General features: G+C 61.6%; 14 protein-coding genes. 5 read left to right on the plus strand and 9 right to left on the minus strand.

Annotated elements, in window-relative coordinates:
• Positions 1–25 precede the first annotated feature (25 nt).
• A complete protein-coding gene (locus GOEFS_RS09220) occupies positions 26–1,309 on the plus strand; it encodes a glycosyltransferase family 87 protein (RefSeq protein ID WP_007317629.1) in 1,284 nt (427 codons plus the stop codon).
• Positions 1,306–1,737, plus strand: a complete 432-nt coding sequence (msrB, locus tag GOEFS_RS09225) for a peptide-methionine (R)-S-oxide reductase MsrB (RefSeq protein WP_007317630.1) — start codon at positions 1,306–1,308, stop codon at positions 1,735–1,737. The genes GOEFS_RS09220 and msrB overlap by 4 nt, the downstream gene beginning before the upstream one ends.
• Positions 1,738–1,912: 175 nt before the next feature.
• On the opposite strand, the gene GOEFS_RS09230 is transcribed toward msrB, so the two are convergent.
• Positions 1,913–2,311, minus strand: a complete 399-nt coding sequence (locus GOEFS_RS09230) for a hypothetical protein (protein WP_007317631.1) — start codon at positions 2,309–2,311, stop codon at positions 1,913–1,915.
• A gap of 399 nt (positions 2,312–2,710) precedes the next feature.
• Between GOEFS_RS09230 and GOEFS_RS09235 the strand changes: the two genes are divergently transcribed.
• Positions 2,711–3,196, plus strand: coding sequence for a hypothetical protein (locus tag GOEFS_RS09235; RefSeq protein ID WP_007317632.1), 486 nt, complete (start codon positions 2,711–2,713; stop codon positions 3,194–3,196).
• 235 nt (positions 3,197–3,431) lie between these two features.
• On the opposite strand, the gene GOEFS_RS22430 is transcribed toward GOEFS_RS09235, so the two are convergent.
• The 6 genes from GOEFS_RS22430 to GOEFS_RS09265 form a co-directional block, all read right to left on the minus strand.
• A complete protein-coding gene (locus GOEFS_RS22430; RefSeq protein WP_007317633.1) occupies positions 3,432–3,887 on the minus strand; it encodes a DUF6611 family protein in 456 nt (151 codons plus the stop codon).
• A gap of 100 nt (positions 3,888–3,987) precedes the next feature.
• Positions 3,988–5,508 (minus strand): TLP1 C-terminal extension domain-containing protein, encoded by a 1,521-nt coding sequence (locus GOEFS_RS09245; RefSeq protein ID WP_007317634.1) that lies wholly within the window; start codon positions 5,506–5,508, stop codon positions 3,988–3,990.
• Positions 5,505–6,200, minus strand: coding sequence for a hydrogen peroxide-dependent heme synthase (gene hemQ, locus GOEFS_RS09250; RefSeq protein ID WP_007317635.1), 696 nt, complete (start codon positions 6,198–6,200; stop codon positions 5,505–5,507). Before hemQ ends, GOEFS_RS09245 begins: the two co-directional genes overlap by 4 nt.
• Positions 6,201–6,237: 37 nt before the next feature.
• Complete coding sequence (locus GOEFS_RS09255) at positions 6,238–7,878, minus strand: AMP-binding protein (RefSeq protein WP_007317636.1); 1,641 nt, start codon at positions 7,876–7,878, stop codon at positions 6,238–6,240.
• A 14-nt stretch (positions 7,879–7,892) separates the two neighbouring features.
• Positions 7,893–9,239 (minus strand): lipase family protein, encoded by a 1,347-nt coding sequence (locus GOEFS_RS09260; protein WP_007317637.1) that lies wholly within the window; start codon positions 9,237–9,239, stop codon positions 7,893–7,895.
• Positions 9,236–10,561, minus strand: a complete 1,326-nt coding sequence (locus GOEFS_RS09265; RefSeq protein WP_007317638.1) for a lipase family protein — start codon at positions 10,559–10,561, stop codon at positions 9,236–9,238. Before GOEFS_RS09265 ends, GOEFS_RS09260 begins: the two co-directional genes overlap by 4 nt.
• Before the next feature lie 87 nt (positions 10,562–10,648).
• Between GOEFS_RS09265 and GOEFS_RS09270 the strand changes: the two genes are divergently transcribed.
• A complete protein-coding gene (locus GOEFS_RS09270) occupies positions 10,649–11,308 on the plus strand; it encodes a TetR/AcrR family transcriptional regulator (RefSeq protein WP_138917947.1) in 660 nt (219 codons plus the stop codon).
• On the opposite strand, the gene GOEFS_RS09275 is transcribed toward GOEFS_RS09270, so the two are convergent.
• A complete protein-coding gene (locus tag GOEFS_RS09275) occupies positions 11,305–12,657 on the minus strand; it encodes an FAD-dependent oxidoreductase (RefSeq protein WP_007317640.1) in 1,353 nt (450 codons plus the stop codon). The two genes, GOEFS_RS09270 and GOEFS_RS09275, sit on opposite strands and share 4 nt — an antisense overlap.
• Positions 12,654–13,709, minus strand: a complete 1,056-nt coding sequence (gene hemE / locus GOEFS_RS09280; protein WP_007317641.1) for a uroporphyrinogen decarboxylase — start codon at positions 13,707–13,709, stop codon at positions 12,654–12,656. The genes GOEFS_RS09275 and hemE overlap by 4 nt, the downstream gene beginning before the upstream one ends.
• Positions 13,710–13,810: 101 nt before the next feature.
• On the opposite strand from hemE, the gene GOEFS_RS09285 reads away from it, so the two are divergent.
• A partial coding sequence (locus GOEFS_RS09285; RefSeq protein ID WP_040524809.1) for a DUF3000 domain-containing protein occupies positions 13,811–14,422 on the plus strand: 612 nt, incomplete at its 3' end.

Consider the following 14,422-nt stretch of genomic DNA (forward strand, 5'->3'; position numbering starts at 1 on the left):
AACGACGACGTAGTAGGGTTCGCGAGTGGCCATAGCCGACCGTGTCTTGTATCCGCAGATGAATGTGCAACGGATCATTCCCATGATCCTGTGGCCGATCAGCATCATGATGGTCTTACAGCGCTCGATCATCCTGGGCGTTAACGGCGATCGCACCGACGATTTCACGCCGGTCTACCAAGCAGCGCTGCGATTCCTCAACAACCAGTCGGTATATGGCGAGGCGTACAACACCGTCGAGCCACATTATCTGTACCCGCCGTCGGGAACCCTGTTGATGGCTCCCCTCGCGGTCATCGACCCGGAGCGTTCGCGCTGGTTGTTCATCACGTTCAGCGTCATCGCGTTGATCGCGTCCGCCTACTTGTTGACGAAGTTGTTCGGATTCGGCTGGCGCTCATGGGTTTTCCCGACCGTGCTGTTCTTCTTCTTCAGCACCGAAACCGTCGCGCACACGTTGGTCTTCACGAATTTCAATTCATTCGTTCTGCTTGGCATGTTGGCGTTCATGATTCTGATGCTGCGCAATCAGCAGTGGTGGGCGGGTGTACCGATCGGCCTGACGTTGGCCGTGAAACCCGTGCTCGCACCGTTGCTGTTGTTGCCCTTGCTCAATCGTCAGTGGCGCATCCTGGTCGGCGCGATCGGCATTCCCGTGGTGTTGACCGCGCTAGCATGGCCCGTCAGCGTCGACCCGATGGATTTCCTCAAGCGCACCTACCCCTACCTTCAGGAAGCCCGCGACTATTACAACTCGTCGATCGCGGGCAACGGACTTCACTACGGTGTCGATAGCTGGCTGATCCTGATCCTGCGCGCGGCGTTCGCGGTGATGGCCGTCTTCAGCCTGTGGTTCCTTTACCGCTACTACCGCGAGTCCAACACACTCCTGTGGCTCACCACGTCATCCGGCATCTTGCTGTGCACATCCTTCTTGGTCGGACCGCTCGGCCAGGGGTACTACTCGATGCTGCTCTTCCCGCTCCTGATGTCGGTGTTCATCCCCGGGTCGCCGATGCGCAATTGGCCCGCGTGGCTGGGTGTTTACGGATGTTTCAGCTTCGACACCTTCTTCTCGACGAGGTGGGAGCCGTTCGGCCGGTTGCTGGAATACAACAAGGTGACTTGGGGCTGGTCGTTGCTGATGATCGCGGTGTTCTGCTCACTGCTGTTCCGCTACCTCGATCTACGCAAGGCCGGTGAGGCCGGCGCGTTCCTCACCGAATTCGCTAAGTCCGATACTCCTTCCGCCCAGTCCGACAACGAAGCTGGCAGCACAGCGGCACCCTTGACTACGCTGGAGAAATGACTTCTGATTCTCAGCCCGGCCCAGTCGACGACCTGAGTAACCTGACCGACGAACAATGGCGGGAACGCCTGACCCCGGCCGAATTCAAGGTCCTGCGCAAGGCCGGCACCGAAGCGCCCTTCGTCGGCGAGTACACCGACACCAAGACCACCGGAATCTACCGCTGCCGCGCATGCAACACCGAACTGTTCCGCAGCGATCAGAAGTTCGACTCGCATTGCGGCTGGCCGTCGTTCTTCTCGCCGCTCGCCGGTGATCGGATCATCGAACGTGCCGATGACTCACTCGGCATGCGCCGCGTCGAGGTGCTGTGCGCCAACTGCGGCAGCCACCTCGGTCACGTCTTCTCCGGCGAAGGTTATGACACCCCGACAGACCTGCGCTACTGCATCAATTCGATCAGTCTGACGCTGGAGCCTGCGGAGTAGGCACCACTGCTGTCAGGGCTTGGATGACCTTCGTCCCCAACAGCGAGCACGCTCAGTAGCGGCCACACTGTCGACAGCTACAGGACATTCTCTGGCTCAATGCTTTTGCGCCACGAGCTACTGCCCCGATGCAATGACGATCGATGACGTCAGCCAGGCACTCTCGGTCGACGTCTCACTTTGAGGGTGGAGGCGATGAGGCGGGTTCTACGAGTTTAGTGAAGTCGCCCGTCCATCTAATCCCCTCAATGGTGAGGGTGGCGTCGGTTAACTCACCTCTTTTTATGTCGAACTGCCAGGCCATTTTGCCGTCAAATCCCGCAGGAGCGGCTTCTAGGTTCAAGACCATTGAGCAGGGTATCCGCTCGTTCCCTACGGTAAAGAATGATCTATTCTTATCGAACATGAATACGGACTTGGATCGGTTGTGGACAGTTGCCACAATAAGGCTTTGGTTGTCGTATTTCGGCTCTCCGGGGTAATCTAGCCAAGCGAGTGTGATGGTGACCCCTGGTGCCACTTCTTGCGGTTCCTTGCTGAGCGCGGGTAACGCGTTGCCAGATATGCCGCTCACAGGATCTCCTTTTCGTTGTCTGCGCAGGAAGCGATAGATGGCACATTGCCAGCAAAACCATCCATGGAACAGAATAATGTGCAACCCGCTTTGGCGCCCTAAAGCCGCAACCTGCGCTACTGCATCAATTCGACAAGTCTGACGCTGGAGCCCGCAGAGTAAACCAGGTACGAAGGCTTGCCACCGTCCGCTTGTCTAACGAAGTTCTACTGTCGATCCCCTGCTGTGGTAACAAAATAGCTACGCACGCTAACAACCTCCCCAGTCACACCGATCAACAGTGTGGGCGGTCACTCGTTCCGCCGATAAGCAGGGGGTTGGTTATGCGACGCAGATGTACACAATCGGTGTGCGCCACATTGGCCTCTCTGTCCACTCGTTCTACAGATGAGGTAACGAATGAATCAGCAGCGCTTTCGAATGAAGTTTATTGCCGCAGCGGTTGCCGTGGCGGGAGCTTTCGGCGCGACGCTCACCGGCGCCGCACCAGCAGCGGCAGTCATCATTCACGACAAAAGCACCGACTACTACGACATGTCAAAATGTATCGGATTGAGCCCCAACGTCGTAGATTTGCCGTACCAACCTATCGGCATCTACGTCACTCACCGTGGCGCAACGACGGGAATCGCCACAAAGTGGGACAGCTACTTGGGTTACCATTCGGACGCGCGGATTGATCTGCGAAACCTTAAGACCGGCAAACGGTTCACTTGGCGTTTCCCTCACCAAGTGACACAGCCTTACAACGGGTCTCAATATAGGGAGATTCCGACGTCGAAGATTGGCAAAGGACGCGTCCAATTGACGCTCAACTCGGTCAATCGCAATGCGCTGTGGGCGCTTCCAGCGCCGACGTGCAGCACGGTAATCACTATTCGTTAGCAGAAAGCGGATGTAACTAGCTACGCGAGCCGCCTCCTGCCGATCGACCCGGCGGGTAGGAGGCGGCTCCCACCCGCGGGTCGAGTGCCCGGCGTCGGCCCTATCCGCTGGTCGAATTCCCGGCGTTGGCCCTATCCGCTGGTCGAGTGCCCGGCGAGGCGCCAGCCGAGCCGGGTGTATCGAGACCACGAACGCTCTCCCATAGAACAGGTCACCGCTAGTACACCCGCGCCCCCTACCGCGCGATGTACTCGTAGGCCCGTTGCCAGTCGCGCTGGTACGCATGAGCGTCCAATTGCCCATGCCGATATTGATCACTGGACTCGATGAGCCGTTGCGCAACCAATAGTGCCGCCGTGCCGCCGGCGAAGTAGCGAGTATTCGGCGGCGCCAACGTCAGAACTTCGGCGACCTGAGTTCTGATTCCGCGGACCCGCACCGCCATCGCTATCGTCAGCGTCACTGGAATCGCGATCGCGACAACCACGGCTAACGGTGTCGCGAGGTGACCCGCGGCGAAGAAGAAAACGCCGATGCCGATGATGATTCCGACAATCGGCCACGCCCGCCACGCACGTAGCCAACCGCGATCACTCCGGCTGCATCCGGGCGGGAAGACCACCATGTGGACTCGGTGCAGTCCATAGCATTCATCAGACTCGGTGTACGAACCCCATTGATAGCTGGTCATGAGTCAATGATGTTGCCGCACAACTGATCATCACTCGATCTATACGAAACCTCTACGCCTGCGACCACAAACAGCACGCGGTCTTGATGAAGCGTGCTGCCTACTCCCCCAACGTCAACGTCGTCAGTGTTCCGGTCGCGTCGGCTGCTCCGTCGCCGCCCGACGCCGCGTCAATCGAACTAATAACGCCGCGTCGACCAATCGGTTCGATGTCGGTCCGCACCAATTCGGCCAACGTCGCTCGATCGGTAATCAAAGCGGGAAAGCGTTCGCCGGCTTCGGTACGGCCAATCACCCATCCCCTGGTCGGTGTACCGTCCCGATCGAATTCGACGGTGTAGGTCTCCACCACGCCGGTCCCACAATCCGGCTCGACGATCGGCGGGTGACCCTGGGCGACCGTCGGTGCCGCGCCGCCGCTGAACGGCTCGGTCGGTCGCTGCGAGTCCAGTACTACCGCATGGTGTTTGGTGAGCATGCCGCCGTTCGCATAGACCAAACCCAGCCCTCGCTCGACGCGCAGGCGCTCGGTGACCGCGACCAGCCCGTGCGTCGAATAGTTATTGCCGGGTCCGCCGAATGCCGACAATCCACCGGTCGAGGTCAGCCTGGCGTCGAGCGGATGATCAAGCACCTTCGCGGCGAACTTCACAACGACGGGGAAACAGCTGTAGATATCGAGTACACCGAAGTCCGCCGCGCGAACGCCAGCCCGATCAAGCGCGGTCGTCAGCGATGACTCCAGTGCGACCGACGAATGAAAACTGCTGCGCGACAACATATCCACCGGCTCGGCGGCTCCGGCGGCCGAACGCACGTAGATCCACTTTGACTCGTCAATGCCGGCTTCGCGTGCGACTGCGACACTAGTTACGATCACCGCAGCGGCCTGGTCCACGCCGATCTGCGCGTTCATCCGAACCGGGTACGGCTGGCAGATCATCCGGTTTGCCGACGTCACGGTGCCAATTTCCGCCGCGGTCCGAATATGCGGATCCCATGCCGCCGCCTGACGGGCCGCGACAGTGGTGAAGTCGGCGAAGAGTTGAGCCGACTCTTCTTGTGCAGCAGCGAAGTTCAATCCGCGATGAGCGCGAAAGGCGTTCTCGTAGAGCGGGTAACAACGGGTGGGCAACCCAAGGTGGTAGCGCATCATGACATCCGAAGCGATCTCCGAGACATCGACGCGTGTCAACTCGCCAGGGGTCCAGTCGGGCACCTGGCCGGTACCGAGTACCGCGCGCAGCGAAGCTACCGCCTCGGCTCCACCCAGAACGGCGACGCTGCTCTCGCCCGCGGCGATCGCGGCCGCGACATCGTCGAGGATCTGACCCGGCTGATTTCCACCCATCGGGCCGGAGATGAATCGCGTTGGCTGAGCACCGATCTCCCCTCCGACGATGGCCGGCAGGTTGTCATAACCCCACGAGGCGACGTCGGTAGTGCCGATGGTGTCGGCTCGCGCCACAATCTCGGGAACGCCGCAGTCGACACCCGCGCGACCGATCGCGTCGACAAATAGGTCCAGCGGCGATCGCGCAGCCTCCGGGTTTCGGTCACGATTCGACCGAAGGTGCCCTACTCCAACAATGACGGGTGTGCGGTGATCAGCCGTTGTCACGGGAGCGCTACCACCAAATCTGCGGGATCGACCCGCGGACCGGTATAGAAGGGCGTCTCTTCGCGTACGTGCATCCGCGCCTCGGTCGCCCGCAGGTCACGCATGAGGTCGACGATGCGGATGAGTTCGGGCGCCTCGAACGCGAGGATCCATTCGTAATCACCCAGCGCGAAAGACGGCACCGTATTGGCGCGTACGTCCTTGTAGCCGCGCGCCTCTTTGCCGTGATCGGCGAGCATTTTGCGACGTTCCTCGTCGGGCAGCAGGTACCACTCGTAGGACCGCACAAACGGGTACACGCAGATGTAATTTCCCGGGTCCTCGCCAGCAAGGAAAGCCGGGATATGGCTCTTGTTGAACTCGGCCGGCCGATGGACCGCGACATTGCTCCACACCGGATTGCTTGCGCGACCGAGCGTGGTCTCCCGGCGAAACCGCTGATAGGCGGCCTGCAAGTCTTCTACTGCTGGCGCATGCCACCAGATCATGAAGTCCGCGTCGGCGCGAAGTCCGGAAACGTCGTACACGCCGCGCACCACGATCCCGCTGTCCTGCACCGATTTGATGAACTCGGCCAGCTCGTTGCTTGCTGCGGTGCGGTCGGCGGGCAGTTCGCCCGGTCGCACCGCGAATACCGAGAACATCAGATATCGGATGGTCGAGTTGAGTTCGGCATAGTCCAAGCGGGTCATGAATCCATCGTGCCACTGCGCCGCTTAAGGCTGATCGTCAGGCCCGGCGAGGTGGTCGACCACCCAGTTCGTCGTGCTCCGCTGGCGACCGTGTTGCCATCTCGGTCAGACTCGCACGATGGATTTTTCCGGTAGCGGTTCTCGGCAGGTCATCGACGAACCGCACGTCGCGAGGGACTTTGAACCTCGCGAGATGTTCTCGCACATATGATTTCACCTCGATCTCGGTCAATTCGTCGTCGGCGACTACGAATGCCGATAGCCGCTGGCCGAATTCGTCGTCGGGAACTCCCAGCACGGCGGCTTCGCTGATCCGGGAATGCGCATACAGCAGCTCCTCAACCTCGCCCGGGAACACATTCTCCCCACCCGAGACGATCATGTCGTCGTCACGACCGTCCACGAACAGTCGCCCGCCCTCATCCCAGTGTCCGATGTCGCCGGTGCTCATCAAGCCATCGACGACACGTTTGGAGCCGCCACCGGAATAGCCCGCGAACGCTATCGAATTGCCGACATAGATCGTCCCGGTTCGGTTCGGTTCATCAACCAGCCGCGTGTTGTCCTCGTACAGCCGAACCGTGATTCCTACCGGCGGGCGCCCTACGGTTCCCGGCGCCGCGATCCAGTCCTCGGGTGTCGCGATAGTCGCCGTACCAGTCTCGGTACAGCCGTAGAAGTTGTAGATCACCGGTCCAAAGTGGCTAATTACCTTGTCTCCCAACGAGGACGGCAGTGCTGCCCCTGCGGAGAATACGATCCGGAGGCTCTCGGTCCGATAGGTTGCGAGCTGCGCCGGATCGAGCTCGACGATCCGGCGCAGCATCGTCGGCACTACAACCATCGTTGTGACGCGATGCTCGCTGACTTGGGCGAGCGCGCGTGCGGCGTCGAATTTGCCGTGCAGGATATTGGTGCATCCCAAGTTGAGCGAGAGGATGAACTGCGAAAGCGCGGTCCCGTGAAACAGGGGTGCGCATAACAAGACCACGTCGCCGTGCCGCATCGGTACCTTGTCGAAGAACTGCGCGGCGGCGAGCGGCGATTCCACCTTGCGCGGTACACCTTTCGGGGTTCCGGTGGTACCGCCGGTCAGGATGACAAATCCACCCTGGCGCGCGGGCATACGCAATGGTGAGCTGACCAAATTCGATGCCACGCAGGTCTCGAGTCGGCGAATGTCGGAGGGTATGTGCGCCGCGTTTACCTCGAACTCCGCATCCACGACCAGAGCATCGATCCCCTCCCGCTTGACTACATCGGCAAGCTGCGTCGCCGCGAATCCGGTGTTGAGAAATACCAACCGACTGCCGACCTTCGCCGCCGCGACCATTGCGCTGACGAGTCCGCGGTGATCACGGCACAGCACCCCGATCGTCGAGTCTTCCGCCAGGCCATCGCTGAGCCACCGTCGAGCAAGAGTGTCAGTGTCAGCGTCAAGTTCGGCGTACGTCACTGGTCCCTGCGCATCGATGATGGCGACCGTGTCGCCCCATCGTCGGGCAGACAATCGGACTGCACCGGCGATCGGGCCGAGGGCCGCGATCGTGCGCGACGTTCGGAGTAGCCGCACGGGATTGTGGAGGTCGATTAGGCCGGAATTATGCAGCACGGCAACCTGTTTGGCCGCGACGACCGTCGATCGAGGTGCGGCGCGCAGCGCTGCGAGGAGAGGCATCGTAGGTCCTTGGGTCAGCGCCCGGGAAAGCCCGGCGGCAGTGGTGACGGATAGTCGAATTTGAATTTGGGTCCCGGGTTGAGCCCACGCAATACCGCCGATAGCCACGCAACGGCAGGTGGCCACCCAGCAACCGCGTTGGCGATATGTTCGGGGACCGGCATCGTGTAGTAGCGTAGATCGGCTCCACGCCGCCAGTAGTCATTAACCACCGGCACAATGGCTTCGGTTGGGATCAACTCGTCCCAGATGCCGTTCCACCACAGCAACGGGATATCGGGTACCTGCTGGCCCGGACTATTCTTCCGCAAGATCTGTTGTACCGCAGGGTCGTTGATACCTTTCGATCCCGGGGCGTAGTACTCGTTGATCGGTCGGTACATCCCGGTAGCCGCTGCGGTGTACACACAACGCCCAGACAGATTCGCCAGAATCCGCTGTCCTTCGACGGTGAGAAGTCGCTTGGGATCGATCTCTCGCGGGTAGGCCTTCGCCAGTCCAGCCATGCCCAACCACATGGTGAAGCTGTTAACCCCGGTTACCCCGGGCCGTCGCACTCCCGCATACTTCGACAGCGCCACGAAGTCGGCTGGTGCACCACCGAACGCCGCGGCTTTGATCTTCACGTCGGGCGCGTACGACTTACGCAACTCGGCCGCTTGAATACTCCCGAGCGCGCCACCGGAAAAGCCGTATAGCCCGATCCCCGATTGCGACAGGTTCAATGACCTGTCATTCTTCATCGCCCGCAAGCTGTCCAAAACCATGTGGCCCTCGTCGCGAGTCAGCCAGGTGTTGTCCTTCCCGTCAAAATCGGGGATGTTGAACGCGAACCCCTGGGCGACCCAATACTGCAGCAGTGCAATCTCTTTGAAGGTTCCAGTCTGCAAGGTATGCGATGGATTGCACGAGGAGTCGGCCGCATCGATCGCCTCCTGGAAGGAAATCACCGGGCGTGGACTACCGACCCACGGTATGCCTGGAATGATGATCGTGGTCGCCGTCGCGATCGCTTTCCCATGGATGTCGGTCGACCGGAACAACAATTGCTTGCTGAAGACCGGCACCGGGATACCGAGGAGGCGGGTCTGTACGACCCGACTGCGGATGATCTGCCCTGGTTTCATTCGGTCGAGATTCGACGGATCCTCGTACCACCGATCAGCGGCTGGAGTCTTGATGGGCAACGCACGATAAATATCGCGTTCTTTCGGCAAGTCAGGTAGTTGATTCTGGTTCGGCGGGAAGGTTCGCGGAAACGGTGCGGCCATCGCGGTGGTGGCACCGACGCCGCTGAGCAACACCGCCGATAGGAGAACTAGCAGGAGCCGCCGCAGTCCAACGAGGTTGAAGGTCCTCATGCGCCCGGGAACCCTTTCGGCAGTGGCGCGGGATAGTCGAGCATGAAGGTCGGTCCCGGATCGATGCCGCGGAGAACCGCACTGATCCAGGTCTGCGCCGGTAGCCATCCGACGCCGGCGTTGACGACATGCTCGGGCAACGGGATCGTCACGAATCTAAGGTCTGCGCCAGCCGCGCGGTACTTACGTACCGTTGGTATCACCACCTTGCTTGGTGGGATCAGCTCATCCCAGATGCCGTGGAACCAGAGAATGGGCGAATCCGCGATGTGTTTGTCAAGACTGTTGTCTCGCAACACCTTCATTACGTCGGGTTGGGTCGCCAAGGACATGCCGGGGCGGAAGTACTCACTGATCGGTCGCCACATCCCGGTCATAGCAGCCGTGTAGACGCAGCGGCTCGATAGATCGGCTACCAACTTCTGTCCGGCTGGGGTCAGCAACTTTTTGGCGTTGAAGGCTTCGGGGTACTCCCGCGACAACGCCGCGAATCCTAGCCACATGGTGAAGTTGCTGATGCCGGTCACGCCCGGCTGATTGACCATCGCGTATTTGGCTTGCGCCACCAGATCTCCGGGCGTTCCGCCGATAGCGGTGCCGAGCAGCTTAATGTCGGGCGCATAACTCTTACGCAACGAGGCCGCACGAATCGATCCTGAGCCGCCACCGGAATAGCCGTAGAGCGCGATCCCGGATTTACGAAGACCGAGCGTCCGATCATTCTTCACCGCGCGCAGACTATCGAGGACCATTTTGCCCTCGTCCCAGGTGTTGAAAGTGTTGAACTTGCCATCGAAGTCTGGGACGTTGACCGCGAAACCCTGTGCGAGCCAATAGATCGCGAGGCTGGCTTCCTTAAAAGTGCCGAGTTGCAACGTATGTGACGGATTGCAGGACGAATCCGTCGAGTCGATCGCCTCTTGGAAGGACACCACCGGCCGGGCGCTCCCTTGCCACGGAATTCCGGGCACAATCACTGTCGTAGCGGTGACGATGGGAGCACCGTGGACGTTCTCCGAGCGATACAGCAGCTGTTTTGTGTAGACCGGGAAAGGAATCCCCGCGACACGGGTCTGCACCTGTCGCGTTCGCACAATCTGGCCGGGCTTATACCCGGCGATATTGGCCGGATCGCGATACCAGGGGTCAACATCAGGACTCTTAATCGGCAGCAGTTTGTAGATATCAGGTTCGCTTGGCAACTGTGGGAGCTGATTCTGATTGGGCGGGAACGACTTTGGAAACGGCGCCGCCGATGCCACCGCTCCCGAGGTCGCAAACACGGTGATGACAGTCATTAGCGCCGCCACGATGTGGCGCATCTCTCTCCGAATCACGAGAGGAGTACAGCACACTCTCCTGTTCTTAACAAGGCCTCTTGTTCATAATTGGTCCGTATACTCAAACTCGTGACGAGTAGAACCTCATCGGAACCACCCATTGCAGGTCGCCGCATCCGTGGACTTGATGCCACCGAACGCGCGCAGCAGCGACGCGAACTGATTCTCGACACCGCACTGGAACTCTTCGCTCGCGATGGCTATGCGAACACGTCGATCGAAACTCTGTGCCAGACCGCCTTCGTCGGCAATAAGGCGTTCTATGAGAACTTCACCACCAAAGAGGCGTGCTATCTAGAACTGTTGCAGCGCAACACAAATGCCATCGTCGCGCAGGTGACCACGGCCGTCACCGACCTGCCGGCCGACGAGCATGTGGGCACCCGACACGTCATTTCCACACTCGCCGCCGCACTACTCGACGATCCACGGGTCGCCACCGTAACCTTCGGTCAGGCCGCCGGAATCTCCCCGACCATCGACCGTCAACGTCGCGCAAATCGGCGGCAATCCGCCGAACTCGTACTGGCAGTCTGGCGGCACTTCGGCCACACTGGCGACAAAACGCGACAACGCATGCTCGCGATCGCTGTCATCGGCGGCCTATTCGATTTGATCAGCGACGCGCTGGACCGCAGCGACAATTCCATGTCCGCCGCCGAAGTGGAACAACTTATTGCCGATATGACAGATTTCGCCCTCGTCGCCAGTGCGGGACTGCGCGCCTAGGTGCTCCGGTCGGCGACCACCGCCGCTACGGCCGCACGCGCCTGGGCGATACATGCGGGCACCCCGACGCCCTGGTAGGCAGCCCCGGCGAATCCCATGCCCGCCGGTCGGGCTGCCAGTACTCGCATCATCGACGCCTGATGGCCGGGTGCGTACACCGGCAAGCCGCTGGGCCAGCGTTGGACGACCGCGTCGATCGGCGCGCTGTCGATCGGAAACCCCGCGACTTCGCAAACATGCGCGAGATCTTTTGTCGCCCAATCGATCAACATTTCGTCGTCGGCAGTCACCGGCTGTGTGTAGCGACCGAAAGATGCGCGCACCCACACCGCGCCGGAGCCTTCGTAATGCGGCCACTTGCGCGAACTGAAGGTGAAAGCCTTGGCGCGCAAAGACTCCCCGGTGGCCACGAGTACACCGGAATTCTCCGGCAGCTCGATGCCCGGCGCAAGCGCCAGTGCAACCAGCGCCGATCCCGCCATCGCCACCTTGCCTAGCTCGGCCGCGGCGTCGGGCACGGTATCGGCTAGCAGCCGCGCCGCATCGGGCGCGGGCAACGCGACGACGACCCCGTCGTATGCGTTCCCGCCGACCTGCCAATCACCGGGCACACCCGACAACGCCGGAGCACTACCGCAATGCCAGTGCGCGCCAGACGCTTCTGCTAGTCGATCGACCACCACGCGATAGCCGCCGCGCACCGCGCCGAAGACCGGAGCGGTGCTAGCTGACGGTAGAAGACCGGTGACGGCCTCGGTCACGCTTGACGCGCCCGCGTCGAGCCGAGCCGCGAGCGCCGGAATAGCCTCGCGCACACCGATATCGGCAGAGAGGCTGGAGTACACCCCACCGAGCATCGGGTCGACGCTACGTGCGGTGACCGCCGGCCCGAACCTGTCGTCGATCAACTCCCCGACCGACATGTCGGTTCCCGGCGCCCAGCCGAGTCGACGATGTCGTTCAGCGTCGATACGCACACGATCGCTGTCATCGACGAGATCCCCGACCGCGGCCGCATTTGCCGGGATCCCCATCAACGATGGCGATGGCAGCGCGTGCAACCGCTCGCCTGCCCAAACCGCGGGCCGGTGACCGCTCGGCGATACAACTTGATCGGCAAGACCCAATTCGGCGATCAGCGCGACGGCCTCGGGGCGACGGACGACGAATGCTTCCGCACCGACGTCGACTTGCCTCCCGGCCACCGATGCCGACCGAAGTATCCCGCCCGGACGTTCGTCGCGCTCGTAGACATCGATGACCGCATCCGATCCCAACGTGCGTCGCGCGACGTACGCGGCGGTCAGGCCCGAGAGCCCACCGCCGATGATCGCGAGACGCACGGTCACAACTGATGGACCAATTCGACGGTGCGGGTCAGCACGTCGGGGTCGGTTGGCGGTAATACGCCATGTCCGAGATTGAAGATGTGGCCGATGGCACCGGCGTCAATGGCCTTCTCACCGTCACGGATGATTCGACGGACTTCCGCCTCGACGACGTCGGGGCCGGCGAATAGCAATGTCGGGTCGAGGTTGCCCTGCACGGCTTTACCCGGCCCGACACGCCGCGCGGCCTCGTCGAGCGGCACTCGCCAGTCGACGCCGATGACGTCGGCGCCGACATGCGCCATCGGTGCGAGCAATTCACCGGTACCGACGCCAAAGTGGATTCGAGGCACGTTGTACTCGGCGACCTCGGCCAGCACCCGTGCACTGTGCGGCGCGACGTAAGTCTGGTAGTCAGCCACCGACAAAGTGCCGGCCCACGAGTCGAAAAGTTGTATCGCGTGGACCCCCGCGTCGAGCTGAACGCGAAGGAACTCAATCGTGATGTCGGCGAGCTGAGCCATCAGCTGGTGCCACAATTCGCTCCGTCCGTGCATCATCGCCTTGGTGTTCTCATAGGTGCGGCTCGGGCCACCCTCGATGAGATAGGACGCGAGGGTGAAGGGCGCACCCGCGAAGCCGATAAGGGCCTGGGCATCGGTCAGTTCGCCGAGGATCAGTGTGACGGCCCGCGCGACCGAGCCGACCGCGGCCGCATCGAGTCGTGGGAGCGAGGCGACGTCGTCAGCGCTGCGCACGGGGCGCGCGACGACCGGACCGGTACCCGCGACGATGTCGAGGTCGATTCCGGCGGCCTTCAGCGGCACGACGATATCGGAGAACAGGATGGCCGCATCGACGTCGTGACGTCGAACTGGCTGCATGGTGATCTCACAAACCAGTGCGGCGTCGAAACACGATTCGAGCATCCCGCGGTCGGCGCGGATCGCCCGGTATTCCGGCAGTGAGCGTCCGGCCTGCCGCATGAACCACACCGGACGTCGACTCGGCGTTCCGCCGGTCGCGGCGGCGATCAGGGGTTTCGATGACGCATTCGCTTCAGCCACGACCATTACTGTGCCACGACCGCCGGAAAACCCCACATTTCATCGAGCCAACTGCTACAACGGCGCGCCTCCACCGCCCAGCGCTGCCCTAGTCCTATTTTTGGCAGGTGACCACTTCTGGTGCGCCTCGTTCCGGCGCTGCGACCGAGCCCACGGAATTTCGCGCGGCCGTCGAATCGCTGCACGCGGCTCGAGTGCGTCCGGAGATCGAAGTCGGTGCGATTCGTCCGCCTCAGCGGCTTGCGCCGTATAGCTACGCCGTGGGAGCCGAAGTACGTCAATTCGCCGACGACACTGATCTCGAATCGGTCCCGACAGATTCGCAGGGAAGCGCGTTTGGTCGGTTAATTCTGTTGTACGACCCCGATGGTCAGGAAGCGTGGAACGGCAGCATCCGACTGGTCGCCTACATTCAGGCCGAGGTCGAAGCTGCCCTCGCGATGGATCCACTGTTGCCCGAGGTCGCGTGGAGCTGGCTGACCGATGCCCTTGGCGTCAGCGATGATGCCGACTCGCCCGAGGTGACCGCACTCGGTGGCACCGTCACCTCGACTACGTCGGTACGGTACGGCGACATCGCTGGCCCGCCTCGCGCCCACCAATTGGAGTTGCGCGCGTCATGGACGGCCACGCGCGCCGACATTGCATCGCATCTCGAGGCGTTCAGCGAGGCACTCTCGTCCGCTGCCGGTCTGCCGCCACTGGGGATCACCGAACTC

Origin of the sequence: Gordonia effusa NBRC 100432 (assembly GCF_000241305.1) — a bacterium.
In the GTDB taxonomy this organism is placed as follows: domain Bacteria; phylum Actinomycetota; class Actinomycetes; order Mycobacteriales; family Mycobacteriaceae; genus Gordonia; species Gordonia effusa.

Bases quoted from the DNA above. Each gene is read 5' to 3' on its own strand.
- msrB (WP_007317630.1), top strand. From the start codon at position 1,306: ATGACTTCTGATTCTCAGCCCGGCCCAGTCGACGACCTGAGTAACCTG.
- GOEFS_RS09235 (WP_007317632.1), top strand. From the start codon at position 2,711: ATGAATCAGCAGCGCTTTCGAATGAAGTTTATTGCCGCAGCGGTTGCC.
- GOEFS_RS22430 (WP_007317633.1), bottom strand. From the start codon at position 3,887: ATGACCAGCTATCAATGGGGTTCGTACACCGAGTCTGATGAATGCTAT.
- hemQ (WP_007317635.1), bottom strand. From the start codon at position 6,200: ATGACCCGCTTGGACTATGCCGAACTCAACTCGACCATCCGATATCTG.
- GOEFS_RS09255 (WP_007317636.1), bottom strand. From the start codon at position 7,878: ATGCCTCTCCTCGCAGCGCTGCGCGCCGCACCTCGATCGACGGTCGTC.
- GOEFS_RS09260 (WP_007317637.1), bottom strand. From the start codon at position 9,239: ATGAGGACCTTCAACCTCGTTGGACTGCGGCGGCTCCTGCTAGTTCTC.
- GOEFS_RS09265 (WP_007317638.1), bottom strand. From the start codon at position 10,561: ATGCGCCACATCGTGGCGGCGCTAATGACTGTCATCACCGTGTTTGCG.
- hemE (WP_007317641.1), bottom strand. From the start codon at position 13,709: ATGGTCGTGGCTGAAGCGAATGCGTCATCGAAACCCCTGATCGCCGCC.